The 25,499-nt window shown below is 70.2% G+C and carries 20 protein-coding genes; 15 read left to right on the forward strand and 5 right to left on the reverse strand.

Annotated features, from left to right (window positions below; translation table 11 throughout):
* Together AB0H32_RS33010 and AB0H32_RS33015 are read right to left on the reverse strand one after the other, a co-directional pair.
* Window positions 1–639: hypothetical protein (locus tag AB0H32_RS33010; RefSeq protein ID WP_361128276.1), on the reverse strand; the 639-nt coding region annotated here is incomplete at its 3' end.
* Window positions 640–897: 258 nt separating this feature from the next.
* Complete coding sequence (locus AB0H32_RS33015; protein ID WP_361128278.1) at window positions 898–1,650, reverse strand: Crp/Fnr family transcriptional regulator; 753 nt, start codon at window positions 1,648–1,650, stop codon at window positions 898–900.
* Between the two features lie 478 nt (window positions 1,651–2,128).
* Here AB0H32_RS33015 and rpsL point away from each other — a divergent pair, with 478 nt between their 5' ends.
* The 7 genes from rpsL (at window position 2,129) to AB0H32_RS33050 (ending at window position 9,706) form a co-directional block, all read left to right on the forward strand.
* Window positions 2,129–2,500, forward strand: coding sequence for a 30S ribosomal protein S12 (gene rpsL / locus AB0H32_RS33020; RefSeq protein WP_003948652.1), 372 nt, complete (start codon window positions 2,129–2,131; stop codon window positions 2,498–2,500).
* A gap of 2 nt (window positions 2,501–2,502) precedes the next feature.
* Window positions 2,503–2,973 (forward strand): 30S ribosomal protein S7, encoded by a 471-nt coding sequence (gene rpsG / locus AB0H32_RS33025; protein WP_003974303.1) that lies wholly within the window; start codon window positions 2,503–2,505, stop codon window positions 2,971–2,973.
* Between the two features lie 39 nt (window positions 2,974–3,012).
* Window positions 3,013–5,139 (forward strand): elongation factor G, encoded by a 2,127-nt coding sequence (gene fusA, locus AB0H32_RS33030; RefSeq protein WP_361128280.1) that lies wholly within the window; start codon window positions 3,013–3,015, stop codon window positions 5,137–5,139.
* Window positions 5,140–5,294: 155 nt separating this feature from the next.
* Window positions 5,295–6,488: an elongation factor Tu gene (gene tuf / locus AB0H32_RS33035; RefSeq protein ID WP_361128283.1), complete on the forward strand. Its 1,194-nt coding sequence runs from the start codon at window positions 5,295–5,297 to the stop codon at window positions 6,486–6,488.
* Between the two features lie 237 nt (window positions 6,489–6,725).
* Window positions 6,726–7,085: a hypothetical protein gene (locus AB0H32_RS33040; RefSeq protein ID WP_361128285.1), complete on the forward strand. Its 360-nt coding sequence runs from the start codon at window positions 6,726–6,728 to the stop codon at window positions 7,083–7,085.
* A 36-nt stretch (window positions 7,086–7,121) separates the two neighbouring features.
* Window positions 7,122–9,149: a hypothetical protein gene (locus AB0H32_RS33045; RefSeq protein ID WP_361128288.1), complete on the forward strand. Its 2,028-nt coding sequence runs from the start codon at window positions 7,122–7,124 to the stop codon at window positions 9,147–9,149.
* A complete protein-coding gene (locus AB0H32_RS33050; protein WP_361128290.1) occupies window positions 9,146–9,706 on the forward strand; it encodes a hypothetical protein in 561 nt (186 codons plus the stop codon). Before AB0H32_RS33045 ends, AB0H32_RS33050 begins: the two co-directional genes overlap by 4 nt.
* Before the next feature lie 31 nt (window positions 9,707–9,737).
* Here AB0H32_RS33050 and AB0H32_RS33055 read toward each other — a convergent pair whose 3' ends face one another.
* From AB0H32_RS33055 to AB0H32_RS33065, 3 genes are read right to left on the reverse strand one after another with little or no spacing between them, the layout of a single operon-like run.
* A complete protein-coding gene (locus tag AB0H32_RS33055; protein ID WP_361128293.1) occupies window positions 9,738–11,873 on the reverse strand; it encodes a protein kinase in 2,136 nt (711 codons plus the stop codon).
* A gap of 22 nt (window positions 11,874–11,895) precedes the next feature.
* A complete protein-coding gene (locus tag AB0H32_RS33060) occupies window positions 11,896–14,091 on the reverse strand; it encodes a protein kinase (protein WP_361128322.1) in 2,196 nt (731 codons plus the stop codon).
* Complete coding sequence (locus tag AB0H32_RS33065) at window positions 14,091–15,242, reverse strand: serine/threonine protein kinase (protein WP_361128295.1); 1,152 nt, start codon at window positions 15,240–15,242, stop codon at window positions 14,091–14,093. The genes AB0H32_RS33060 and AB0H32_RS33065 overlap by 1 nt, the downstream gene beginning before the upstream one ends.
* Window positions 15,243–15,472: 230 nt before the next feature.
* Between AB0H32_RS33065 and AB0H32_RS33070 the strand changes: the two genes are divergently transcribed.
* From AB0H32_RS33070 to AB0H32_RS33105, 8 genes are all read left to right on the forward strand, one after another.
* Window positions 15,473–16,609 carry a PQQ-dependent sugar dehydrogenase gene (locus AB0H32_RS33070; RefSeq protein WP_361128298.1) on the forward strand — a complete coding sequence of 379 codons (1,137 nt, stop codon included), beginning with the start codon at window positions 15,473–15,475 and terminating at the stop codon, window positions 16,607–16,609.
* Window positions 16,610–16,782: 173 nt separating this feature from the next.
* A complete protein-coding gene (gene pqqA / locus AB0H32_RS33075) occupies window positions 16,783–16,923 on the forward strand; it encodes a pyrroloquinoline quinone precursor peptide PqqA (RefSeq protein WP_361128301.1) in 141 nt (46 codons plus the stop codon).
* Between the two features lie 8 nt (window positions 16,924–16,931).
* On the forward strand, window positions 16,932–17,831 hold the full coding sequence (pqqB, locus tag AB0H32_RS33080) for a pyrroloquinoline quinone biosynthesis protein PqqB (RefSeq protein ID WP_361128304.1): 900 nt from the start codon (window positions 16,932–16,934) through the stop codon (window positions 17,829–17,831).
* On the forward strand, window positions 17,828–18,550 hold the full coding sequence (pqqC, locus tag AB0H32_RS33085) for a pyrroloquinoline-quinone synthase PqqC (RefSeq protein WP_361128307.1): 723 nt from the start codon (window positions 17,828–17,830) through the stop codon (window positions 18,548–18,550). The genes pqqB and pqqC overlap by 4 nt, the downstream gene beginning before the upstream one ends.
* On the forward strand, window positions 18,547–18,819 hold the full coding sequence (gene pqqD, locus AB0H32_RS33090) for a pyrroloquinoline quinone biosynthesis peptide chaperone PqqD (protein ID WP_361128310.1): 273 nt from the start codon (window positions 18,547–18,549) through the stop codon (window positions 18,817–18,819). Before pqqC ends, pqqD begins: the two co-directional genes overlap by 4 nt.
* A complete protein-coding gene (gene pqqE / locus AB0H32_RS33095) occupies window positions 18,816–20,162 on the forward strand; it encodes a pyrroloquinoline quinone biosynthesis protein PqqE (protein ID WP_361128313.1) in 1,347 nt (448 codons plus the stop codon). The genes pqqD and pqqE overlap by 4 nt, the downstream gene beginning before the upstream one ends.
* 1,375 nt (window positions 20,163–21,537) lie before the next feature.
* On the forward strand, window positions 21,538–24,240 hold the full coding sequence (locus tag AB0H32_RS33100) for an AAA family ATPase (protein WP_361128316.1): 2,703 nt from the start codon (window positions 21,538–21,540) through the stop codon (window positions 24,238–24,240).
* Window positions 24,241–24,385: 145 nt separating this feature from the next.
* Complete coding sequence (locus tag AB0H32_RS33105) at window positions 24,386–25,372, forward strand: ketoacyl-ACP synthase III (RefSeq protein ID WP_361128319.1); 987 nt, start codon at window positions 24,386–24,388, stop codon at window positions 25,370–25,372.
* The last annotated feature ends 127 nt before the right edge of the window (window positions 25,373–25,499 follow it).

Below are 25,499 nucleotides of genomic sequence, written 5' to 3' on the forward strand. Positions count from 1 at the left end.
GCGGTCCCCCGAACCGCCCGACGCCTCCCCCGCCCCCGTGTCACCGTGGTCCTCGCCCGCCGCGCAGGCCGGCACCGGGCCGTGCAGCCAGGCACGCAGTGGGCCGTTCTTGCTGTCCACCGTCACGGCGTGGAACTCGTCGGCCGGTACGCCGGGGTGGTCGTGCCGTACGACCCCGCTGTACAGGGCGTCCGAGACGCACAGCGCGAAGTCGTCGGAGCGTTCCTTCAGGGCGGCGCGCAGGAGCCGGGCGTCCAGCAGCCGGCAGGCGTGGTTCAGGTCGGAGCCGACCCAGCCGCCGCGCTCGTCGACGGCGACCCAGCCCGAGGCGACGACCCCGCGCAGCCGGATCTGCGCGGAACTGGACGCCATCCGGTTGACCGCGCGCAGTTGCACCGGCACCTCGGTGAGCAGGGCCCGCAGCAGCTGGGTCACGGGCGCGCCCGCATCGATCAGCTCCATCACCGAGTCCCCGCGGTCGGCCCGCAGCCGCACCGTCTCGTCGATGCCGGCACTCTCCAGGGTGCGGTCGGTGATGTCGTAGAGCATGCGCCGCAGATACGCCTGCTCGACGTCGTCCCGGTCGCTGAACCTCTCGATGTCCAGCAGCAGGATCGTGCGGCTCACGGGGTGGGTCATGGTCGCCTCTCGCGGGGTTGTGCGGTGCCGGGCAGCAGCGTGGCGCTCGCGGGAGGGGAGCGGTGAGGGCGGATGACGCACTCGGAGTGTGACCGTGTGCACAGAAGGGCTCATGGGGCGGGGGATACGGGGGCGGGGGCCCTGCTCGGGGCCCGCTCAGGGCCTGCTCATGCCCCTGCACGGGGCCGTGCTCGGGCCAGGGCTCCGGGTTCCTGCTCGGGCCCTGTTCAGGCCTTGCGGGCCCTGCTCAGGGCCTGCTCATGCCTCGCGCGGTCCCGGCGGTGACGGGATTCCCGGGGCCGGGCCCGTCCCGGCGATGCGGCGCAGGATGTCCGGCCGCCGGATCAGCAACGTGCGGCGCCCGGTGACGACCGCTTCCTTGTCCCGGAGCTCCTTGAGCAGCCGCTGCACCATCTCCCGTGACGCGCCCACCGATCCCGCCAGCTCCTGCTTGCTCAGCGGCACGGCCAGCTCGATGCCCGCCGCCGTGCGGCGGCCGTGGGTGCGGGCCAGGTCCAGGAGCAGCACGGCGAAACGCTCCCGCACGTTCATCGACGCGAATTCCAGCCGGCGCCGGTCGGCCGCGCGCGTGCGGTCCGCGGTCAGGCCGAGGAGGGCGAAGGACACGGCGGGGGAGCGGCCGAGGAAGGCCCGGAACCGCTCGTGCTCCACGGCGACCGCACGCACCGGCTCCAGGGCGGTCACCGTCGCCGACCGCGGGCGCCCCGTGAGCGCCGCCGACTCGCCGACGATGTCGCCGGGGCCGCGCAGGGCGAGCAGGGCCTCGTAGCCGTTGGCCGCGGAGGCCGTGACCTTGGTCCAGCCGTGCACCAGGAACAGGACGTGCGAGGAGGGCTCGTGCTGGTGGATGAGCACCATGCGGGGTGAGAAGGCCAGCTCATGGCCGAACGCCAGCAGCGCCGAGCGGTCCTCCCCCTCCAGCCGTGCCAGGAAGGGCACCCGGTCGTCCAGGCCTCCGTCGTCAGGTGAGTGCACCGCCGCCCTCGTCATGGTCGCCCCCCGATTCGTCCGTCCGTGCCTCGACGGACGGATCAACGTACTGAAAGCGCACATCGCACGGCCACGAAAGAGCACAATTCGGCCAAAGACGCGAAACGATCAACGTCTGATCCGGAAACCCTCCGGAGCAGGGCGGTGACGCCGGGGCACGGCGTGGCGCCGACGGCCGGGCGGTCCGGGGCGGGTGGGCGTCGGCGCAGGTGGCGAGGTGAGAAGTCCGGCGTGTCGGGGCCCGCTCCATTTGTTTTGACCGAAGTCCGTGAGGTAGGTACGCTCAGACCTTGTGCCTGGGGTGTGCCCTGGCTCTGGTGCGTGCCTTCACACCGCACTGCGAGCCGTCACCGGCCACCGTAATCTGCGCCCTTTTCGCCTCGCGGCAAAGGTTCGCCGGATTCGACACACCCGACCGCGTGGGTCGGCGAAGTTCCAGGTTAGCTGTACCTATCGGCACACAGAAACCGGAGAAGTAGTGCCTACGATCCAGCAGCTGGTCCGCAAGGGCCGGCAGGACAAGGTCGAGAAGAACAAGACGCCCGCACTCGAGGGTTCCCCTCAGCGTCGTGGCGTCTGCACGCGTGTGTTCACGACCACCCCGAAGAAGCCGAACTCGGCCCTGCGTAAGGTCGCGCGTGTGCGTCTGACCAGCGGGATCGAGGTCACCGCTTACATTCCGGGTGAGGGACACAACCTGCAGGAGCACTCCATCGTGCTCGTGCGCGGCGGCCGTGTGAAGGACCTGCCGGGTGTTCGCTACAAGATCATCCGTGGTTCGCTCGACACCCAGGGTGTCAAGAACCGCAAGCAGGCCCGCAGCCGCTACGGCGCCAAGAAGGAGAAGTAAGAATGCCTCGTAAGGGCCCCGCCCCGAAGCGCCCGGTCATCATCGACCCGGTCTACGGTTCTCCTCTGGTGACCTCCCTGATCAACAAGGTGCTGCTGAACGGCAAGCGCTCCACCGCCGAGCGCATCGTCTACGGCGCCATGGAGGGCCTGCGCGAGAAGACCGGCAACGACCCGGTCATCACGCTCAAGCGTGCTCTCGAGAACATCAAGCCGACCCTCGAGGTCAAGTCCCGCCGTGTCGGTGGTGCGACGTACCAGGTTCCGATCGAGGTCAAGCCCGGTCGCGCCAACACGCTCGCGCTGCGCTGGCTCGTCGGGTACTCCCGCGCCCGTCGCGAGAAGACCATGACCGAGCGTCTGCTCAACGAGCTTCTCGACGCTTCGAACGGCCTCGGTGCGGCCGTCAAGAAGCGCGAGGACACGCACAAGATGGCCGAGTCCAACAAGGCCTTCGCGCACTACCGCTGGTAGTCGCAGTCCACATCGAGACCGAGAGAAGACTGAAGCCTTATGGCTACCACTTCGCTTGACCTGGCCAAGGTGCGCAACATCGGCATCATGGCCCACATCGACGCGGGCAAGACGACCACCACCGAGCGGATCCTGTTCTACACCGGCGTTTCGTACAAGATCGGTGAGGTCCACGACGGCGCTGCCACCATGGACTGGATGGAGCAGGAGCAGGAGCGTGGCATCACGATCACCTCTGCTGCCACCACCTGCCACTGGCCGCTGGAAGACGTCGACCACACCATCAACATCATCGACACGCCGGGCCACGTCGACTTCACCGTCGAGGTGGAGCGCTCCCTGCGTGTGCTCGACGGTGCCGTGACGGTGTTCGACGGCGTCGCCGGCGTTGAGCCCCAGTCCGAGACGGTGTGGCGTCAGGCGGACCGTTACGGCGTTCCGCGTATCTGCTTCGTCAACAAGCTCGACCGGACCGGTGCCGAGTTCCACCGCTGCGTCGACATGATCTCTGACCGCCTGGGCGCTCAGCCGATCGTGATGCAGCTCCCGATCGGTGCCGAGGCCGACTTCAAGGGCGTCGTCGACCTGGTGACGATGAAGGCGTTCGTCTGGTCCGCCGAAGCCACCAAGGGCGAGATGTACGACGTCGTCGACATCCCGGACACGCACGCCGAGGCTGCCGAGGAGTACCGCGGCAAGCTGCTCGAGGCCGTGGCCGAGAACGACGAAGAGATCATGGAGCTGTACCTGGAGGGCACCGAGCCTTCCGTGGAGCAGCTGTACGCCGCGATCCGTCGCATCACCATCGCGTCCGGCAAGTCCAAGGACACCACGGTCACCCCGGTGTTCTGCGGCACCGCGTTCAAGAACAAGGGCGTCCAGCCCCTGCTCGACGCGGTCGTGCGCTACCTCCCCTCCCCCCTGGACGTCGAAGCCATCGAGGGCCACGACGTCAAGGACCCGGAGACGGTCGTCAAGCGCAAGCCGTCCGACGAGGAGCCGCTGTCGGCTCTGGCGTTCAAGATCATGAGCGACCCGCACCTCGGCAAGCTCACCTTCGTCCGGGTCTACTCGGGCCGCCTGGAGTCCGGCACCGCGGTGCTGAACTCCGTCAAGGGCAAGAAGGAGCGCATCGGCAAGATCTACCGCATGCACGCGAACAAGCGTGAGGAGATCGACTCGGTGGGCGCCGGCGACATCATCGCCGTCATGGGTCTGAAGCAGACCACGACCGGTGAGACGCTGTGCGACGACAAGCAGCCGGTGATCCTGGAGTCCATGGACTTCCCGGCGCCGGTCATCCAGGTCGCCATCGAGCCCAAGTCGAAGGGCGACCAGGAGAAGCTGGGCGTCGCGATCCAGCGCCTGGCCGAGGAGGACCCGTCCTTCCAGGTCCACTCGGACGAGGAGACCGGCCAGACCATCATCGGTGGTATGGGTGAGCTGCACCTCGAGGTGCTGGTCGACCGTATGCGCCGTGAGTTCAAGGTCGAGGCCAACGTCGGCAAGCCGCAGGTCGCGTACCGCGAGACGATCCGCAAGGCCGTCGAGCGCGTGGACTACACCCACAAGAAGCAGACCGGTGGTACCGGTCAGTTCGCCAAGGTGCAGATCGCGATCGAGCCCATCGAGGGCGGCGACGCCTCGTACGAGTTCGTGAACAAGGTGACCGGTGGCCGTATCCCGAAGGAGTACATCCCTTCGGTGGACGCCGGTGCTCAGGAGGCCATGCAGTTCGGCATCCTCGCGGGCTACGAGATGACCGGCGTGCGCGTCACGCTGATCGACGGTGGCTACCACGAGGTCGACTCCTCCGAGCTCGCCTTCAAGATCGCCGGTTCGCAGGCCTTCAAGGAGGCCGCGCGCAAGGCCAGCCCCGTGCTGCTCGAGCCGATGATGGCCGTCGAGGTCACCACGCCCGAGGACTACATGGGTGAGGTCATCGGCGACATCAACTCCCGCCGTGGCCAGATCCAGGCCATGGAGGAGCGGGCCGGTGCCCGCGTCGTCAAGGGCCTCGTGCCCCTGTCGGAGATGTTCGGCTACGTCGGCGACCTCCGTAGCAAGACGTCGGGTCGCGCGAGCTACTCGATGCAGTTCGACTCCTACGCCGAGGTTCCGCGGAACGTCGCCGAGGAGATCATCGCGAAGGCCAAGGGCGAGTAACGCACCGCGTTCGCACGCTTTAGGCTTGACTCCGGAGCCTCAAGGGGCAAACACCCACATTCCTGGATGTTTGCCCCGGGTTCCGGGCTTTCCAGCAAAGATCACCTGGCGCCGATGAAGTAAGGCGTACAGAACCACTCCACAGGAGGACCCCAGTGGCGAAGGCGAAGTTCGAGCGGACTAAGCCGCACGTCAACATCGGCACCATCGGTCACATCGACCACGGTAAGACGACCCTCACGGCCGCCATTACCAAGGTGCTGCACGACGCGTACCCGGACCTGAACGAGGCCACCGCGTTCGACAACATCGACAAGGCGCCCGAAGAGCGTCAGCGCGGTATCACCATCTCCATCGCGCACGTCGAGTACCAGACCGAGGCGCGTCACTACGCCCACGTCGACTGCCCGGGTCACGCGGACTACATCAAGAACATGATCACCGGTGCCGCGCAGATGGACGGCGCGATCCTGGTGGTCGCCGCCACCGACGGCCCGATGCCGCAGACCAAGGAGCACGTGCTCCTGGCCCGCCAGGTCGGCGTTCCGTACATCGTCGTCGCCCTGAACAAGGCCGACATGGTGGACGACGAGGAGATCCTGGAGCTCGTCGAGCTCGAGGTCCGTGAGCTCCTCTCCGAGTACGAGTTCCCGGGCGACGACCTGCCGGTCGTCAAGGTCTCCGCGCTGAAGGCGCTCGAGGGTGACCCGGAGTGGACCCAGACCGTCCTCGAGCTGATGAAGGCCGTCGACGAGTCCATCCCGCAGCCCGAGCGTGACGTCGACAAGCCGTTCCTGATGCCGATCGAGGACGTCTTCACGATCACCGGTCGCGGTACGGTCGTCACCGGCCGTATCGAGCGTGGTGTCCTGAAGGTCAACGAGACCGTCGACATCGTGGGCATCAAGCAGGAGAAGACCACCACCACGGTCACCGGCATCGAGATGTTCCGCAAGCTGCTCGACGAGGGCCAGGCCGGTGAGAACGTCGGTCTGCTCCTCCGTGGCATCAAGCGCGAGGACGTCGAGCGCGGCCAGGTCATCATCAAGCCGGGCTCGGTCACCCCGCACACCGAGTTCGAGGCGCAGGCCTACATCCTCTCCAAGGACGAGGGTGGCCGCCACACGCCGTTCTTCAACAACTACCGTCCGCAGTTCTACTTCCGTACGACGGACGTGACCGGCGTCGTGACCCTCCCCGAGGGCACCGAGATGGTCATGCCGGGTGACAACACCGAGATGAAGGTGGAGCTCATCCAGCCCGTCGCCATGGAAGAGGGCCTGAAGTTCGCCATCCGTGAGGGTGGCCGGACCGTGGGCGCCGGCCAGGTCACCAAGATCAGCAAGTGATCTTGAACTGACCAGGCCCGGGTCTCTGACCTGGTAGCTGTCGGAGAGGCCCGTACGACTTCGGTCGTACGGGCCTCTTCGCGTTCCCGCGGCTCGTTGCCCCCCCCGTGACGACCCGGACCGCGCCGGACGACGTCAACGCGATGCCCCGGAACACACCGTGACGAAGATCGGCACCCACCGGTTGAAGCTGTGGAGGGCGGATCCGACGGCGGTAGTACTGGGGAGGGGCGGGCTGTGGGAGGTCTGGTCGGCGGTGCGGGGGCGCGAGGGTTTGCGTCCTCACCTGCTCAGAAGCGGGCGGCGGCGAAGGCGGTGGGGGACCACATCGAGTCGGGCACCCGCGGGGCCGGGGCATGGGCGGACGGCGAGACCGAGGCGGCGGTGAAGGCGTTCGGCGCGCGGGACGGGGACGGCTGGCAGACCTCGGCCGCACTGCGGAGGGCCCACGAGACCTGGGGCGACCAGGTCAAGAACCTGATGGACCGGCTGGGCGCGGAGAAGGACTACCTGGGCAGCGCGAACACGGTGCTGACGAGCACGGACCTGGCCGTCGGCTCGCAGCTGCGGCAGCTGTCGGCGCTGGACCTGTACTGAGCGGGGGCGACCGGGATGCCGACGTACCACGAAATCATGATCACCGACCTCTCCGCACTCACGACCGCGGCCGAGCGCTGGGAGGGCATGGCGGGCGAGTTCGCGAAGCAGGAGAGGGCCTACCGCCGCGATGTGTACGGCATCACCCTCGGGCCCGCCTGGAGGGGCATGAGCAGGGAGGCCGCCCACGGGCGCTTCGACGTCACGCTCAAGGAATTCCAGTACGCGCAGACGGAGGCGAAGGCGATCGCCTCCTTGCTGCGGGACGCGCACGCGCAATTCGTGGAATTGAAGGGCCGGTTGACGGCGGCGCACCGGGAGGCGGTGGCGGCCGGCATGCGGGTCTCGGGCCGCGGCCTGGTGAGCGTGCACCCCGACCACGCCGACGGGATGCGCGACCGGCCGCGCGACGAGTCCGCGGTCCGGGCCTGGCAGGACCGGATCGACAGGGCCGTACGGGATGTCACGGACGCGGACACCGGCGTCCGGGTCGCGCTGAAGGCGGCCGTCGTGGACTCGGATCCGCTGGTCGGGGGCCGGGGCTTCAACGGCGCGGCGATCGGGGACGTCGAGAAGTACGAGGCGCTGGAGGCGGAGGGGACGCTGGAGAAGCTGCGCCGCGGCGGCCACCCGTCCCGGCGTGAACTGGCGGAACTGGAACGGGTGTTCCGCGACAACTCCGACGGCGAGGCGTTCTCCCGCACCTTGCTGGACGACCTGGGCGCGGCGGGCACGATCGGCCTGACGAACGAGCTGAACGACCTGATCCATGCGCGGGGCGGGCCGGCGGCGCACGCGTACGCGACGATCCAGACGGGCCTGGCGGACACACTCGCGACGGCGACACGGGATACGGACTCGGCCTGGTACCAGCGGTGGCGCGCCGGGATGCGGCATGCGGGTCCCGGGCACTATGCGACGGATGTGCAGGGTGAGCGCCTGGACAAGGCTGTGGGATATCAGTCGCTGGTGACGCTGATGGAGCGGGGGCACGGGTATGCGCCGCAGATGCTTGCCGATCTGACGGACGACATGATCGCGGCGGAGAAGCGGGAGCCGGGGATCTGGCAGCTCAAGACCGAGTACAGCGGAAAGCACGGAGGATGGTTCGCCAACGACCCCGTGGACGGCGCGCTGGGCATCATGAGCCGCGACCCGCACGCCGCGGCGGACTATCTCGGTTCCGAGGCCCGCATGAAGTACCTCATGAAGGAACGGGACTGGAACGTCGTCGTCCACGAACACGAGGGCCCCAAGGCCGGCACGTACACGGCCGGCCTGGACGCGGACGACCGCGCGGGCTTCGGTAAGGCTCTGCAGGCGGCGACGACGGGGATCGACCCGTCGGACAAGCACGCACACTATGTGGCCCACACCAAGCAGAACGACGCGGTCTTCAAGTCGGCACTGAGCCATCTGGCCGACAAGGGCGACAAGTTCCCACCGTCACTGCGACAGCCGGTGGCCAACATCCTCGTCAACCACGGGGGGACTGTGCATGCCTCCATGAGCGAGGTCGACATCGTGCGTTCCCCTCTGAAACAGGACCAACTCTTCGAGGTCGTCAAGCAGGTGTCGAAGGACAAGGATGCTTACGGCACGTTGAACGGGGGGTTGAACCAGGCGATGGTCTCGCAGGTTCACGAGGACCGATCGAAGTCGACGGAGTCCCTCATCCGCGCCGGACGGACCGTCGGCTTCCTGGAGGAGGCGCGGATTCAGGCCCAGGGAGACCCTAAGACCGCAGATTTCAAGATGAAGCCACTCTTCGACAAGGCCATCAGTTTTATTCCGGCAGTCAGTGATGATGTCCAGGAAGGGTTTGATTACGTCACGGACAAGTGGTTGCAGGACGAACAGCGGAGGTTGGATGATCGGCAGAGCCGCGAAAATGTCGCGAGCTATCAGAGCAGGAATGGGCAACTGACTGCACTCGCTCAAGAATGGAATCGAGTGCATGGCTCCGGCAGTGAAGCGTCTTATGTTCGACAGGATCTTGTGGAAAAGTCTGCGGAAGCTGGAATTGCCCACGGCCGGGGTATGTCGGGTGAGGCCAGCAAATGATGCGTCCTCTCTGGATTGGTTTGCCTGTAGTGGCACTGGCCTTGGTGGTCGGGACTGGTGTTTGGTACGCAAATCGAAACGGTGATGCGAAGCCGCCAACATCCCTGTGCGGTACCAAGGTCAGTCCGATTCTCTCCGAGCCGCTACTGCAACCGGGCGGTAAGGTCACCGAGCGGAACCAGGTCCATCGCCGCAAGCCACAGCCGTCGTCCTGGTGCCAAGTCTTCGTGGACGGCAAGAACGTCCTCGCCATGCGGTTCGCTTGGCACCCTGACGCGATCGACCCATACGAGATCGCGCAGTCCGTCAACTCGGTTTCCAGCATCAAGGAGCCCGCTCGCCTCGACACCGACTATGAGACGGCCATCGGGAACGACGGCGCAATTTCCACTGCGGAGTGCAGAACCGATATCGGTTCCTATTTCACCCTCACGCTCCTGTTGAAAAACTTCAACTCGGTTGATCGTGCTCACCGCAAGGACATCGAAAAGTTTATGCGGGTCTATTTTTCGGCGACCATGGAAACTCTGGGGTGTGGTCGGGGGGCGGCCCGCTGATGCGAGTGGGGGCGTGTTCGGTGTCGGTGGGTCAGAAGGTCGGTAGTGCCGTGAGGGAGTTTCCGTCCACGAGGAAGACCCGGTTGCCGTCGGCCGTCATCCAGTAGTCCCTCGGGTTCTTGATGATGCGGAAGTTCCAGGTGGTCTTGCTCAGGTTGGAGTCGGGATCGCTTTCGATGCCGGGGAGCGGACCGTCGGCCACGTTGAGGACGTTGATCTCGCCCTCCTTCGCATTGACGGCGACGGACCAGAAGCCGTTGCCCTGGACCACCAGCGGCCCGAACGGGTCGCGCGCGAGCTGGAGGTCGTAGAGCCAGCCGCTCTGTTTCCCGCCCTTGATGTCGAAGCGGAGCGGCGATCCGAGCGCGGCCGCGAAGACATACGGTCCGTGGATCACGGAAGGGCCCCAGAAGACCTTCGTGCCGTCGCGGCGTCGCAGGTCCGGGCGCCACAGTTGCTTGCCGTGGGTGATGTCACGGGCCGTGAAGTACGGGCTGCCGCTCACGAACAGGGTCCCGCCCGATACGGCGAGCCTCGGCCTGTCGTCGGCCTGATCGCGCAGAACCCACACCGTGCGGCCGGTGCGCGTGTCGACGGCGAGGACGTCCCCCGCGTCCGTGGCGACGGCCAGGACGCCCCGGGACACGACGCCCCGTGCCGTGCCCGTCGCACCGAGGCCGGCACCGGGCTTCGCGGTCCAGCGGATCCTCGCGTCGGAGCGGCCCACGCTGCGCAGCCGGCCGTCGTCGGTGACGACGTAGACCGCCTCGGCGTCGGCCGCGAGGAGGCAGGAGGCGTTCGCGGGCGCCGTCCACCTGGGTTCGCCGGTGGACGCGACGAAGGTCAGCAACGTGCCATGGCGGTCGGCGGCGGCTATCAGCCGGTCGGAGAGTGAGACGAAACGGCGTACCGCCACTGCTTGGGGCGCGGACCAGCGCGGTTTCCCGTCGACGACGCTGTGTGCCGTGATGCCGCCCTTGGGGTCTCCGACGATCAGGACGTCGCGTACGGGCAGCGGGGCGGGCGTGTCGGTGCCGCGGGCGGACGGCCGGTTCCAGAGCGGGGCGGGTGCCTGCCCGAGGACGTAGTCGCCCTTGGCCGCCGACAGCAGCCGGGCCGTGGGGGTCGGTGCGGCGGGTGGGACGTCGAAGGGGCCGCTGGGGTTCTTCCGCCAGAACCACCAGGCGGCACCGCCCGCCCCGGCGAGCGCGACCGGACCGCCGACCGCGAGGGCCGTCAGCAGGCGACGCCGGGGGAGGCCGCCCGGCACGGTGGCTCCGGGCAGGGTGGTCAGTTCGTGCAGGTCGCGTTCCCGTCGCCGGATGTCCGCGGCGACGGGCCCCTGGCGCCACACGCGCTCGGTGCCGCGCGGCGGGGCGAACGCCTGGGCGATCGCGGCCGGGCTGGGCCGGTGCGCCGGGTCCTTGGCCAGACAGGGGCCGATCAGGGCCTGGAGGGAAGGCGGGACGCGGTCCGTGCGGGGCGTGCCGTGGACGACCTCGTACTGCACGGCGGCGATGTGTGCCCCGTCGTATGCGCGCTGTCCGCTCGCCGCGTGGATCAGGAGCGCGCCGAGGGAGAAGACGTCGGCGGCCGGGCCGACGCGGTGGCCCAGGACCTGTTCCGGCGCGCCGTACCCCGGGGTGACCGGCACCTGCCCGGTGGTGGTGAGGGTGAGGCCGTGCTCGGGACGGGCTATGCCGAAGTCGATGACGCGCGGGCCCCTCGAGGTGAGCACCACGTTGGCGGGCTTCAGGTCGCGGTGCACCAGGCCCGCGGCGTGGATGTGCTCCAGGGCGCTCGCCAGGGAGGCGGCGAGGGCCCGCACGGCGTTCTCGTCGAGGGGGCCGTGGGTGGCGACGGCCTCTTCGAGGGTCGGGCCGCTGAGGAATTCGGCCGCGATCCAGAGGCGGCCGCCCTCGGTCTGGGTGTCCAGCACACGGGCCACGCCCGGGCTGCTGACCGCCTGGGCCATCCGGGCCTCGCGCAGGAAGCGCCGGACGAGTTCGGGGTCGTCCGCGAGATGCCGGTGCAGCACCTTCACGGCGGCCATGCCTCCGGTGCGGTCCTGGCCGAAGTAGACCTTGCCCATGCCGCCTTCGCCGAGCACGCCGAGGAGCCGGTAGGGCCCGAGCCGGATCGGATCTCCGGTGTCCAGAGGCTTCATGTCCGATGCTGCTTTCCGCGTCTCAGAGGAGTGGGTAGCCGGCCGCGTACTGCTCGCCCAGGGCGATGAGCCGGCGGGAGGGTTCGTGGGCGAAGTAGCGGGCTTTGGCGGCGGCCTTGACGGGCCGGGTCGTGGCGCCGTCGGCCAGTTCGGTGGCCGCCAGTCCGGCCGAGGCCTTGCGGTACACGTACGCGATCCCGATCACCGGGGGTGCGTCGAGGTCCGCGGAGCCGGCATCGCCCGACTTCTCGGCCCAGCGCTGCTCGCCGCTGCGGGCGTCGACGGCGACGATTCCGCGGCCCGCCCGCACCGCGTACACCACCCCGTTCTTGACGGCCGCGGGGCTGAACCCGGCTCCGGACCGGCCGTTGTCGTACTGCCAGGCGGTCTTGCCGTCGTTCAGGTCGAGGGCGAGGAGCCGGCCCGCCGACGGGTACACGTACCGGTCGTCGACGGCCAGGTGGGCCCGGCCGAACGCGGGCTGCTCGCTGTCGAGCGGCCGGCTCCACAGCAGTTGTCCGGTGCGGGTGCTGCGCACGACCAGCTCGGTCGCGCCGTCGGCCGACTGCTGGACGAGGACGAGCCGGTCGCCGGACACCTGGGCCGACAGGACGTGCAGCCGCTCGGACCGGTCGGGCCGTGCGGGGAGCGGGACGTCCCACACCTTCCGGCGGCCACGGAGGTCCAGAGCGAGCAGGTGCCAGGTCTGGTCCTTGTGGAAGGAGTTGTTTCCTCCCGAGCCGGACGGCTGGGGGCCACGGCCGCCGACCGCGTAGACGGCGCTGCCCGTGGCGCACAGGAGCTGGGTGCCGTACAGGCCGCCGTTGAGGTCCTTCAGCCGGAGCAGCGGATCCCCGGTCTTCCCGTCGGCCGGGTCGACCGGGCACAGGGACAGCGGAGCGGCTTCGTCCGCGGTGTAGTCGAGGGTGTGGATCCGCTTGCCGTCGGTGGCCGAGCGGCGCCCGAACCAGACGGAGGGGTCCGGCCACAGTGCCTTGCCCGTCCGGGGGTCCAGGCCCTTGACGTCGTACTCCCCGACGACCACGAGCCGGTCGAGCAGCAGCGGCGTCGGCGGAACGAGCGGGTCGGAGTAGTCGGCCGTCACCTGCCAGAGCAGGTCCCAGGCGGGTTCGGCGGACCGGGACGGCCCGGGGCGCGCGGGGGTGCCGCCGCTGCGATCGCCGAGCCAGGCCCAGGCGCCCGCTCCGGCCGCGGCCACGCCGAGGACGGTGCCCCCGCCGAGGGCCAGCAGCCGGCGGCGGGAAGGCCCCGTACGCTCGCCCTCGGGGACGGTGTCGGCGACGGCATGGCCGGCCGGGGGCGGAAGACGCCGGGGTTCGACCCGCCAGACCTCGGTGGCGCGCCGGGCGATGTCGGTGAGCAGCGGCTGCGGCAGGAGGCTCGCGAAGTCACCTTCGTCTCCGCCGAGTCGGGAGCGCAGCCGAGCCGTCGTGGGGCGCTGCCGCGGGTCCTTGTCGAGGCAGGGCCGCAGGAGGGGGACGAGGGCCGCGGGCACCCCGGTCAGGTCCGGTTCCGCGTACCGCACCCGGTACAGCAGGTCGGCGGCCTGCCCGACTCCGAACGGGCCCCGCCCCGTCGCCGCGTGGACCAGCACACCTGCCAGCGCGAACACGTCCCCGGCCGCGGTGTGTTCCCCTCCCGTCGCCTGCTCGGGCGACATGAAGGCGGGCGTGCCCGCGGCCGCTCCGGCCCGGGTCAGGCGGTCGTCCCCGATCGCCCGGGCGATGCCGAAGTCGATGACCTTGGGGCCGTCGGCCGTCAGCATGATGTTGGACGGCTTGAGGTCACGGTGGACGACGTCCGAGTCGTGCAGCCGGCCCAGAGCCGCGCACAGGAGGGAACCGAGCGCGCGGACCGCCGGTTCCGGCAGCGGTCCGCCGAGCCGGACGGCGTCGTCGAGGGGCGGACCGATGACGTACTCCGTGGCCAGCCAGGGCGTTTCGCGGACCGTGTCGGCGTCGAAGACCCGGGCGCCGTGGTGACCGCCGATGACCCGGGCGGCATCGGTCTCCAGACGAAAGCGGGTACGCAGGACGGGATCGGCGGCCGTGCGGGCGTGCATGGTCTTCACGGCGGCGATCCGGCCGGTGTCCGAGCGGCCCAGGTAGACGGTGCCCATCCCGCCGCTGCCGAGGCGGGCGACGAGGCGGTAGGTGCCCAGCTGCTCGGGGTCGTCGTGCGCCAGGGGAGAGAACATCACGATCGCCCCACGTCCGCGACGCGCTCGGGCAGTTGCGCCGCGAGGACGCTCGCCGACTGGCGGGCGAGGGCGGCGACGACCGATGCCGGGAGCGGTAGCGATGGCGGTAGCGGGAACGACGGCGGGCAGGCGGCGTCGGCGGCCGGGTGCGAGCCGTCGAGCACCGTGGGCACGGGTGCGCCGGGCGTCTGCCCCGAGGCCGCCGGGGCTCCCGAGGCTGGGGGCCGCCAGGCCGCGTGCTCCGAAGCCGCGTGTGCCGATGCCGCGCGTCCCGAGGCTGAGTGTGCCGAGTCCGCGTGTCCCGAGGCCGAGTGTGCTGAGGCCGCGTGTCCCGAGGCCGAGTGTCCGGTGGGCGAGTGTCCCGAAGCCGAGTGTCCGGTGGGCGAGTGTCCCGCGGGGGGTATGAGCGTGGCCGAGAGGTCGGCCGCCGTGGGCCGGCGGGCCGCGTCACGGGACAGACAGGCCGTGATCGGGTCACGCAGGGACGCCGGAAGCTCGTCCCGCTCCGGGACGGTGTGCCCGGTGCTCGCGTACGCCAGCACCGCACCCAGGGCGTAGACGTCGCCGAGCGGCCGTGGACGACCTCCCTGGGCCTGTTCCGGGGCCAGACATCCCGGGTCCAGCCCCGGCGCCCCCAGACGCTGCGAACCGTCCGGGCCCGCCGCCCGCACCGCCCCGAAGCAGGTCAGTTGCGGCCCGTCGGCACCGAGCAGCACGGCGGCCGGTGACACGCCCGCGTGGGTCACACCCTGCGCGTGCGCCGCGGCCAGCGCCGAGGCCAGGGCCGCACCCAGGGCCCGCACGACGGCCTCCGGCAGGGGACCGCCGTGTGCGGTGAGCGCGGCCGGCAGCGGGAGCACGGGAACGTACGGGCTCGCGGACCAGGGGAGAGTCCCGGACCCGTCCACCTCGGTCACGGGCGCGAAGCCGGGCAGGGGCAGCTGCCGGGCGCTCAGTGCCTCGGCGGTCCAGCGGGCCGGATCCGTGCCGGGGTGCGGGACGCGGACCGTCACCGTGCGCCGGCCGTCCGCGCTGCGGGCGAGGTAACGGCGATCGGGTGTTCGCGGTCGTTCATGAACTTCGTCGACCGCGGCCAGCACTGCGTACGGCCCGATCCACGACGGGTCGTCGTGAAGCAGGTGCTCCATGCGCGCGTTCCCCCCGGTTGTCGGCACAGGGGAGGGATCTTACTCGTCGGTCCCCACGCCCACGCCTCGAGGCTCCCTCACCTCCGTGGCTCATACGAGTGGCAGGTCGGTTGCGCTTCGTGAAGATTCAGTTGCAGAGCGGAGCGGCTCCCTGGAGGTCCCCTGCTTTTCGCAGGCGTGAACACGCCCCGCCACGACGGCTCACTCGAGGAACGACGAAGGGTGTCGACATGACAGATCCCGGCCGCTCCCTGCGGCATCCATCCCGGTTCGGCATAGCCTCGCTCGCCGCTGCGGCCGCGCTGCTGGCGGCCGGCCTGGCGCAGCCGGCGCCTGCGGCCGCGGTGCCGTCCAGTGCCGCCGCTGCCACGGCTTCCGTCACCGCCGCCGACGGCGGCGCACCGGCCGGTGTCACCACGTTGTCCACGGGATGGCAGACGCCCTGGGGCATCACCTTCATGCCGAACGGACGCTCCGCGCTGGTGACCGAACGTCTCGACTACCAGGTCTACCGCCTCGACCGGAACGGCACCAAGAAGCGGGTCGGCGAGGTGCCGTACACGGTCCCCGAGCCCTATGAGCAGGGCGCCGGCGGGCTGCTGGGCGTCGCCCCGTCGCCGACCTGGAACGGCACCACGGACAAGCGGGTGTTCTTCATGCACACCACGCAGAACGAGACCCGTGTCGTCAGGATGGACTACAACGGCACCTCGCTCAGCAACTACAAGCCGATCCTCACCGGCATCAGGCGCGGCGGGGACCACAACGGCGGCAAGATCGCCTTCGGCCCGGACGGATACCTCTACGTAGCGACCGGCGACGCCCTGCAGCCGAAGCTCGCGCAGGACAAGGGCTCGCTCAACGGAAAGATCCTCCGGATCACCAAGACCGGCGCCGCGGCTCCCGGCAACCCGTTCGGCAACCACATCTACAGCTACGGCCATCGCAACCCGCAGGGGCTGGTCTGGGACCGCAAGGGCCGACTGTGGTCGGCGGAGATCGGCGAACAGACGTGGGACGAGGTCAACCTGATCAAGAAAGGCGCCAACTACGGCTGGCCCGGCTGTGAGGGCTCCTGCAACGTCAAGGGCATGACCAACCCGAAGGCCACCTTTGCGCCGGAGCAGGCTGTGCCCGCGCAGCTCGCCGTCGTGAACAACGTCCTGTACATGTCCGCACTGCGCGGCCAGCGGCTGTGGCGCCTGCCGATCGATAACGAGCGCATCGGCACGAAGACCTCCTTCTACGCCGGCAAGTACGGCCGACTGCGCGCCGTCGCCCAGGTCCCCGGCACGAACGAACTGTGGCTCGGCACCAGTGACCTCGGATACGGCAAGGACAAGATCCTCCGCGTGACCGTCAAGTAGCCCCCGCACCCGGCAGGAACACACCCTGAGCAGGAACACACCCTCAGCGGGAACACACCCTCAGCGGGAAACCACCTGCCGGACCAAGCACCCACCGGACCAAGCACCCACCGGAGAGAACACCCCGGAGAAACCCCCGAAGAAACACCCCCCGGAGAAAGGACGTACCCCCCATGAACGAGGCCAAGGAACAGCTCAAGCCCGTCGAGCAGATCTCCTCGAAGGAGACGGACCACGCCGGCTGGCAGGCGCCCGGTTACGAGGTCGTCGACACCGCGCTCGAAGTCACCGCCTACTCCCTCAGCTCCCGCTAGCCGCTGCCATGCTGCTGCTGGTACTCGGCACCGCCGCCGGCGGCGGCATTCCCCAGTGGAACTGCGCGTGCTCCGGATGCTCCGGGGCACGCGCCCACCCGAACCGGCGCCGCCGCCACGCCTCCCTCGCCGTACGGACCGACGACGGCCGCTGGTACATCGTCAACGCGACCCCCGACATCGGCGACCAGATCGACGGCCGGCCCGAGCTCCACCCCGGCCCCGGCCCGCGCCGGACACCGGTCGCCGGACTGATCCTCACCGACGCCGAACTCGACCACACCCTGGGCCTCGCACGGCTGCGTGAGGCCGACACCCTCCAGGTGATCGCGACGGACCCGGTCCGCCGGGCGCTCCTGGACCGCCTGCGCCTGGGCGACGTGCTGACGCCGTACACGTCCGTGACCTGGCGCGCACTGCCACGGCGCGGCGCCGAGCCGCTGGACGGCGGCCCGTCCGGACTGCGGGTCAGCGGCATCCCGGTGTCCGGCAAGCGGCCGCGGTACGCCGCCGACGCGCCGGACGACGACGCCTGGGTCGTCGCGCTGCGCCTGTACGACCCCTCCTCCGGCGCGACCGCGCTCTACGCACCCGCCCTGGCCGCCTGGCCGGACCGCTTCCAGCAGGCGGCCGCCGAGGCCGACTGCGTCCTCGTGGACGGCACCTTCTGGGACGACGAGGAGCCCCGCCGCACCGGCATCTCCGCGCGCACCGCCACCGGCATGGGCCACCTGCCCATCGAGGGACCGGACGGCACCGCCGAACGCCTGGCCGCCCTGTCCGCCCGGTGCCTCTACACGCACCTCAACAACACCAACCCCCTCGTCGACCCGGCGGCGTCCGAGCACAAGCGGCTCGCACGGCTGGGCATCGAGGTGGCGAACGACGGGATGGTGATCGAGCTGTGACCACGGCACTCGCCCCGCTCGCGGAGCCCTGGAGCCCCGCGGAGTTCGAGACACGACTTCGCGCGGTCGGGGAGGAGCGATACCACGACCGCCACCCCTTCAACGTGCGGATGCACAGCGGCGATCTCAGCCAGGAGGAGCTGCGCCGCTGGATCGTCAACCGCTTCCACTACCAGCGCCACATCCCCGTCAAGGACGCCCTGATCACCGCCAAGCTGGACACCCCCGCGCTCCGCCGGACGTGGCTGCGGCGCATCCAGGACCACGACGGGCAGCAGCAGGGGGAGGGCGGCATCGAGCGCTGGCTGCGGCTCGGTGAGGCGGCGGGTCTGAACCGCGAGACGCTGGTGCGCGCGGACACCGTGCTGCCGGGCGTCCGGCTGGCGGTCGAGGGATACGTCAACTTCTGCCGGCTGCGTCCGCCCCTCGAAGCCGTCGCCGCGTCGCTGACCGAACTGTCCGCCCCGGACCTGATGCGCACCCGCATCGACGCCTTCGAACGCCACTATCCGTGGATCGAAGCCGACGGCCTCGCCTATTTCCGCGCCCGTGTCTCCCAGGGACGGCGCGACAGCCGTGAGGCGCTCGACCTCGTGCTGGGCTGGGCGCGCACCCGGGACGACCAGGACCGGGCCGTGGCCGCGCTGCGCTTCAAGTGCGACGTCCTGTGGTCGCTGCTCGACGCCGTGGACCGGGCGGGCCACCGGGAGCAGCCGTGAGCGGGGCGCCCGCAGCCGACTGGCGGCCCGTGCCGGCCCCCGCCATCGTGCGGCGGCACGACTTCGTACGCGGCGCGGACCTGCTGGTCCTGCCGGAACGCGTCGTCGTGCTGACCGGCCGGGCCGAGACCGTCCTCGCCCTGTGCGACGGCACCCGCAGCGTCCGCGGCATCGTCGACGAGCTGGCCGAACGCTTCCCCGGCGCCCCTGTGGCCACCGACGTCCCGCTCTTCCTCGAACGACTGCGCGAGGAGGGCTGGCTGCGATGACCTCCGCCGACCCGATGACCTCTGCCGACGCCATGACCTCAGCCGATTCGATGACCTCCGTCGACCTGATGGCCTCGGCCGATCCCATGGCTTCGGCCGATCCAAGCCCCGCCGCCGACCTGATGGCCTCACCCGAACCGATCACCTCAGCGGATCCGAGGCCCGCCGCCCCGCCGCCCACCGCAGCTGCCGGGTCCACGCCTGCGCCCACGCCCACATCCACGTCCGCGCCCGCATCCGTGCCCGGCCGCCCCTGGGCGCTGCTGGCCGAACTCACTCATGCCTGCCCGCTCCACTGCGGGTACTGCTCCAACCCGCTGGAGCTGACCAGGCGCTCGCTCGAGCTGACGACCGAGCAGTGGTCGGACGTGATGCGTCAGGCGGGCGAGTTCGGCGTGGTCCACACCCATCTCTCGGGCGGCGAGCCGCTGCTGCGCCGGGACCTGGCGGAGATCGTTGCCGCGGCCGAGGCCGCCGGGATCTACACCCAGCTGGTCACCAGCGGCGTGGGCCTGGACGGGGCCCGGCTGTCCGCGCTCGCCGCCGCCGGGCTGCGCAGCGTGCAGCTGTCCGTCCAGCACGCCGACCCGCGCGCCTCGGACCGGATCGCCGGGCGCCGTTCCTTCGCCGACAAGGAACGGGCCGCCGCGCTCGTACGGGACGCTGGCCTCCCCCTCGGCCTCAACGTGGTCCTGCACCGGGAGAACCTCGACGCCATCGACTCCCTCGTCGAGCTGGGCCTGTCCTGGGGCGTGGACCGCATCGAACTGGCCAACACGCAGTTCTACGGCTGGGGGCTGCTCAACCGTGCCGCGCTGCTGCCCACCCGCGACCAGCTCGCCCGGGCACGGGACGCCGTCGAGCGCTGGCGGGAGAGGCTCACACCGAACGGCCCCGACCTGGTCTGGGTCGTCCCCGACTACTTCGACGGCGTCGCCAAGCCGTGCATGGGCGGCTGGGGAGCGGTCTCGCTGACCGTCGCCCCCGACGGCACGGTCCTGCCCTGCCCGGCCGCGGCATCCCTGCCGGACCTGGACCCCCCGAACATCCGCGACCACCCGCTGGCCTGGATCTGGGACCACTCCGGGGCGTTCACCCGCTACCGCGGCACCGACTGGATGCCCGACCCCTGCCGCAGCTGTTCCCGCCGCGACGAGGACTTCGGCGGCTGCCGCTGCCAGGCGTACGCCCTGACGGGCGACGCCACCCGCACGGACCCCGCCTGCCGGCTGTCCCCGGACCACGGCCTGATCCGGTCACTGGCCGACGACGGCAGAGAGGGGAGGGGGGTGATCAGACGGCGGGCACCGGGCCGCCCCGAGGTCGTCGGGCGGCAGCCCTGATCCCGCTCGCCCCGCCGGCTCATGCTGCCGATCCCCTCCGGCACCCCGCGCACCGTCGTCCACGAGTGGGCGCCACGACCGGCGACATCGCTGCGGGGCCGGCTGCTTCCCAGCCGTGTTCCAGGTACCCGGGACCCCGGCGGCCCAGGGGGCGGGGGTGCCCCCGTCGGCTCCATGACCGACACCCTCACCCGAGACACCGGAACCAAGCCCCACCTGCACTACCTCCTGCACTCGGCCCGCGTGGTGGCGGAGGAATTCGGGTGCCGGAACCATCCCGTCGTTCCGGCGAACCTTCCCGAAGACTGAGGCAGGTCTCTTTCGTCCCGGTGCCGGGACACCTGGGTGCCGACAGCCACCGGGTGCTGCACGTCGACATCACGCACCGCGACCGGGCCCGGTGAACCGGAAGGCCGTGGCAGCACCGTACGAGTACGCCGCCGAGCGGGCCGTGCCCTTCCCGGGACATGCGGCGATCGCAAGCAACGGCGCCGTGGTTCAGGCGACCTGCACCTTTCGGACCGCATTCATGTCCTTCGGGGTCTGTTTCTTCGGTGACCGCGCCGAGAACACTCACAGCGACTACAAGAAGTCGCAAAGGCTCATCGACGAATTCGTACCGGGAAACCAAGAAATTCGGTTGCGCCAAGCAGCTGACCGGACTTTCATGCTCTCGCTCTCCTCGGTGACAAGCGGCTGCGCACGGCGCCGGGCAGCGGCTGCCGGTCCGGGACGAGGGTGTCCACATGGCGGTGACGCGTGACACGTTGCTTCGAGTCCGCCGCAGAGCGGGGCAATCAGGTCGACGAGACGATGCGCAGGACATGGGTGGGCGGGCCCGCGCGATCGTGGCGGCCGCCGGGGCCGCCCGGCACGCTGCCGAGCCCGGGCAGGACCATGGCCATGGAGAGGTTCCGCGCGCAGGTCGACATCGGATGTCGGCGACGCAACGGGCCCGGCGACTGAGGCCACATGGCCCGTTCACATGTGCGCTTCTCTTGATAAGGTTGCGTCCGAAACGGGAGGAGCCGGTGAGGCCTGTGTCCATTCCTGAGCTGACGCGTCACCTTGTTGAGGGTCAATTCTCAAGACCGGATCCTGGCCGGCACTGACCAGGCGGGTTCGCCCTCAATCTCGATCACCGGATAGGTGATCTCGATATGAATCCGGACATGTGTCAGATGCCATCCGGATATATGCCATAGGCGCATTGCTCCGTAGGTAAGGCGGGGCTTTCTCCACGCGTGGATTCTTTCATCGCGCGTGTCGACAATCACCGACGTGCCGTCAGCTCCTGCTGGCATGCCGTTCGGGTCATAGCTGTACTTGCCGGAAGCTCATCCGGCGATCGACCGATCCACGGGGGAGTAGGTCCATGTCACTTGTCGAGCGTGACCATGAGCTCGACCTGCTGTATCAGCGCTTGTCCGACTGCCTGGCCGGTGCTTCGTCCGTCACTCTCGTCGGAGGAGCCCTCGGCCTCGGGAAGACCGCGCTGCTGCAAACGTTGTCGGCGAGAGCGGCGGAGTCGCCCTCGGTGACCGTGCTCACGGCGTACGGGAACCGCAGCGGCCAGCCCGAGCCGCTCGACACGGTCACTCAGCTGCTTCGCGGCGTGGAGCTGACCACGGACGACAGGGAGGAAATCGGGCACCTGCTGGCCAGGGGCCGGAAGGCCGCGCTGGCCGGCGGTCCCGGTGACGAACGCGTGGACCAGGTTCCCAACGGCCTCTTCCACCAACTCGTGGCCCTGCTGGTCCGTGCCCTGGGAGACCGGCCGCTGGTCATCCTGATCGACGACGTCCACGTCGTGGACAGCGCCTCGCAGCAGTGGCTGCTTCATCTGGCCAGGTATCTCACCGAGCTGCGGGCGATGATCGTGCTGACCAACTGCGAGGGGCCCAACCCCGTATCTCCGCTGTTCCACACGGAGTTGCTGCGGTTGCCCTCGTACCGGCGGCTGACCCTCAAGCCGATCTCGCCGGCCGGGGCCGGACGGATCGTCAGCATGCTGTCCGGCGAGGACGACACGGATCTCGGCGCTGAGTTCCACGTCATCACCGGTGGCAATCCCCTCCTGCTGCGCGCGTTGGCCCAGGACCGCATGGCGGCCGGCAGTGCGCCGGGCACCCTGTTCCGGCAGGCGGTGTTCGCCTGTCTGTACCGTTCCCAGCCGCAGGTGCGCTGGACGGCCGAGTCCGTGGCTCTGCTCGGAGACTGCGCCAGCCCCGCGCTCGTGGGCAAGCTGCTCGACCTGGGCGAGGAGGAGGTGGCGGCGAATCTGGACGCCCTGCGGGCGATGGGCGTCCTGGCCGACCTGGGCTTCCGCCACCCCGACATCCGGTCGGCCGTACTGGAGACCTGCCAGGAGCGGGCCCAACTCCACGCCTCGGCCGCCCGTTTGCTCTACTGGGAGGGCTCGCCCATCTCCGTGGTGGCCGAGCATCTGCTCGCCTCCGGCCGGGCGACGGAACCCTGGCAGGCCCAGGTCCTGGAGAGCGCGGTCGATGAGTCGAGGGATCCCGAGCAGGCCGGCGCCTATCTCGAACTGGCCTACCAGGACAGCGCGGACACCGGGCATCGAACGCGGCTCGCGTTGCGGCTGGCGCGGAGTGCGTGGCGTACCCAGCCGGCCACCGTGGCGGGGAGTCTCGTCCGGCTGGAACGGCTGCCCCAGACGGAGTGCGGCACGATCCTGGCCGTCGCCGCGCACCGGTTCTGGTCGGGCAATCCGCGGGAGGCCGCCCGGGGCCTGGAGGAGGCGACGGCCCAGGTGGCGGGCCGGGACGACCATGCCGCGATGGCCTTGTGGGTCGCACGGCTGTGGCTCTCGACCGCCTGTCCCGCTCTGCCGGAGCCGCCGGACCTCCCGGACACCGTCGAGACCCAGCTCGGCGTGGACCAGACCCGGCGTGCGGCGAGCGCCCTGCGCGCGCTGATGCGCGGTGAGCGCCCGGACACCAGCGCCGCACAGGCGGAGGAGGTGCTGCGGATCGTCTGGCTCGACGACGGGATGTCGGCGTGGGCGGCCGCGATCGCGGTGACCGTGCTGTGCCACGCGGAACGGCTGGATGCCGCGGCCGCGGCATGCGACCGGCTCCTGGAGGAGGCCGGCAGGCATCGCGGATGCGAGGGCATCTTCGCCGTATTGCGGGCGGAGATTGCCGTGCGTCAGGGCAATCTGCCGCTGGCGGAGCGGTATGTGCAGGAGGCTGCGGACCGGTTGCCGGTCGCGCACTGGAGCCTGATGGCGGCAGTCCTGCAGGGCATCCGGCTCGCGGTGGCGGTCGGCAGCGGAGATCTCTCGCGGGGGGCGGTGCTGGCGAGCGCGCCCCTGCCCGAGGCCCTGCTCGACACCCGCTACGGCATGCGCTACCTGTGCCGGCGCGGCCAGTACTACCTCGCGGCCGGTCAGGCGCACGTGGCTCTGAGCGACTTCCTGTCGGCGGGACGGCTCGCCCAGCGCTGGGGGGTGCACCTGCCCGCGCTCGGGGAATGGCGGGTGGGCGCCGCCGAGGCGTATCTCGCCATCGGGAATCCCGCCCAGGCGCGGCGACTGCTCGACGAACAACTCGCGTTGCTCGGCGCCGGCGACCACCGGATCCGCGGCTCGGTGCTGCGCGTTCTCAGCGGACTGCTCCCCCGGAGCGAACGGATCGCCTGCCTGCGCCAGGCGGCCGACGCGTCCAGGGTGGGCGGCGACCGCCTGGAACTGGCCCGGGTGGCGGCCCAGCTGCACGATGCATGTCGTACGGCGGGCAAGAACGATCTGGCGAAGATCGCCGCGCTGCAGGCGCTCAAACTGGCCGACGAATGCCGTGCGGTTCCGTTGCAACGGCAGTTCGTCGCTCATCGTCCCCCGGCTCCCGGGGCCCCGGGCGACATCGAGCCGGACCGGCTGACGGTGTCGGAGCTCAAGGTGGCGTCTCTGGCGGCACGCGGGCACACCAACCGTCAGATCGCGGGTGAACTGCACGTGACCATGAGCACCGTGGAGCAGCACCTCACCAAGGTTTACAGGAAGTTGAATGTGAGACATCGCAAGGAGCTGGTGTCCCGCATGGAGCACGCCGTCTGAGAGAACCGCATCCCGGGCGCGCCGCAACGGAGCGGTGCGCCCGTGCTCATGCCGCCCTGTGGCTGACCGTGTTATCCCGCTTTAAGTCGTGCCATCCCATATGCGCTTCGCGCGCCCGGCACGTCCCCATGCGAAGGGAAGATGTGTGCCCATAGGAATCCTGGACGTCGGCTCGTACGTGCCGCCGACGGTCGTCGACAACCACCGGATCAGCCTGTGGACCGGGAAGCCGGCGGACTGGGTGACCGAGCGGACCGGGGTGCTGGAGCGCCGCTACGCGGACCCCGGCACCACGACCTCCGACCTCGCCGTGCCCGCGGTGCGTGAAGTTCTCGACCGTCTCGACGACCAGCAGCGGCAGCGACTGGCCGCGCTGATCGTGGCGACGTCCACGCCGGACGTGCCCCAGCCGGCCACGGCCGCCATACTCCAGCACAAACTGGGACTGCAGGGACTGGCCGCCTTCGACGTGAACGCCGTGTGCAGTGGTTTCCTGTACGGACTGGCGGTTGCCGAGGGAATGCTCGCCACCCGTCGGCACGGTTCGTACGCGATCCTTGCCGCAGCGGACATGTTCTCCACGATCATGGACCGCTCGGACCGGCGTACGGTGAGCCTGTTCGGCGACGGCGCGGGCGCCGTGCTGCTCGGCGAGGTGCCGGACGGGTACGGCATCCAGGCCATCCGGCTCGTCGCCAACGGCGAGCTGCACCACTACGTGGGTGTCGAGGCGGGCGGTACGCGCACGCCGCTGGACGACCGGGCGCGCTCCGCGGGCGAGCATCTGTTCCGCATGGACGGCCGAGCCGTGCGCGATTACGCCCTCTCGGTGCTCGACAAGCTCACCGGCGAGGTGCTGGAGGAGTGCGGGCTGCGGCTGGAGGACATCGGGAGGTTCGTCCTCCACCAGGCCAACACCAGGCTGATCGAGACATTCGCCGACCGGGCGGGGATCGACCGCGCCAAGGTCGTCTTCACGGCGCCCCGGCTGGGCAACACCGTGGCCGCGTCGATCCCGCTGACACTACGGGCGGCGCAGGAGGAACGGCCCTTCGAGCGCGGTGAGCGAGTGCTGCTGGCCTCGGTGGGCGGCGGGATGACGGCCGGGGCCGCGGTGCTCACCTGGTACTGACACGGAGAAGGGGGCGGGGGTGGGCCGCGCGCGCCCACGCGCCGGAAGACGACAGGGGGGGCAGGGGGGGGGGGCCCCCCCCCGGGGGGGGGGGGGGGGGCGGGGGGGGGGGGGGGGGCGGGGGGGG

Origin of the sequence: Streptomyces sp. NPDC020362, from assembly GCF_040642095.1 — a bacterium.
Lineage (GTDB): Bacteria > Actinomycetota > Actinomycetes > Streptomycetales > Streptomycetaceae > Streptomyces.

Excerpts from the sequence above, each read along its gene's own strand:
- AB0H32_RS33015 (WP_361128278.1), bottom strand. The coding sequence starts at position 1,650 with ATGACGAGGGCGGCGGTGCACTCACCTGACGACGGAGGCCTGGACGAC.
- rpsG (WP_003974303.1), top strand. The coding sequence starts at position 2,503 with ATGCCTCGTAAGGGCCCCGCCCCGAAGCGCCCGGTCATCATCGACCCG.
- fusA (WP_361128280.1), top strand. The coding sequence starts at position 3,013 with ATGGCTACCACTTCGCTTGACCTGGCCAAGGTGCGCAACATCGGCATC.
- AB0H32_RS33045 (WP_361128288.1), top strand. The coding sequence starts at position 7,122 with ATGATCACCGACCTCTCCGCACTCACGACCGCGGCCGAGCGCTGGGAG.
- AB0H32_RS33050 (WP_361128290.1), top strand. The coding sequence starts at position 9,146 with ATGATGCGTCCTCTCTGGATTGGTTTGCCTGTAGTGGCACTGGCCTTG.
- AB0H32_RS33055 (WP_361128293.1), bottom strand. The coding sequence starts at position 11,873 with ATGAAGCCTCTGGACACCGGAGATCCGATCCGGCTCGGGCCCTACCGG.
- AB0H32_RS33060 (WP_361128322.1), bottom strand. The coding sequence starts at position 14,091 with ATGTTCTCTCCCCTGGCGCACGACGACCCCGAGCAGCTGGGCACCTAC.
- AB0H32_RS33065 (WP_361128295.1), bottom strand. The coding sequence starts at position 15,242 with ATGGAGCACCTGCTTCACGACGACCCGTCGTGGATCGGGCCGTACGCA.
- AB0H32_RS33070 (WP_361128298.1), top strand. The coding sequence starts at position 15,473 with ATGACAGATCCCGGCCGCTCCCTGCGGCATCCATCCCGGTTCGGCATA.
- pqqA (WP_361128301.1), top strand. The coding sequence starts at position 16,783 with ATGAACGAGGCCAAGGAACAGCTCAAGCCCGTCGAGCAGATCTCCTCG.
- pqqB (WP_361128304.1), top strand. The coding sequence starts at position 16,932 with ATGCTGCTGCTGGTACTCGGCACCGCCGCCGGCGGCGGCATTCCCCAG.
- pqqE (WP_361128313.1), top strand. The coding sequence starts at position 18,816 with ATGACCTCCGCCGACCCGATGACCTCTGCCGACGCCATGACCTCAGCC.
- AB0H32_RS33100 (WP_361128316.1), top strand. The coding sequence starts at position 21,538 with ATGTCACTTGTCGAGCGTGACCATGAGCTCGACCTGCTGTATCAGCGC.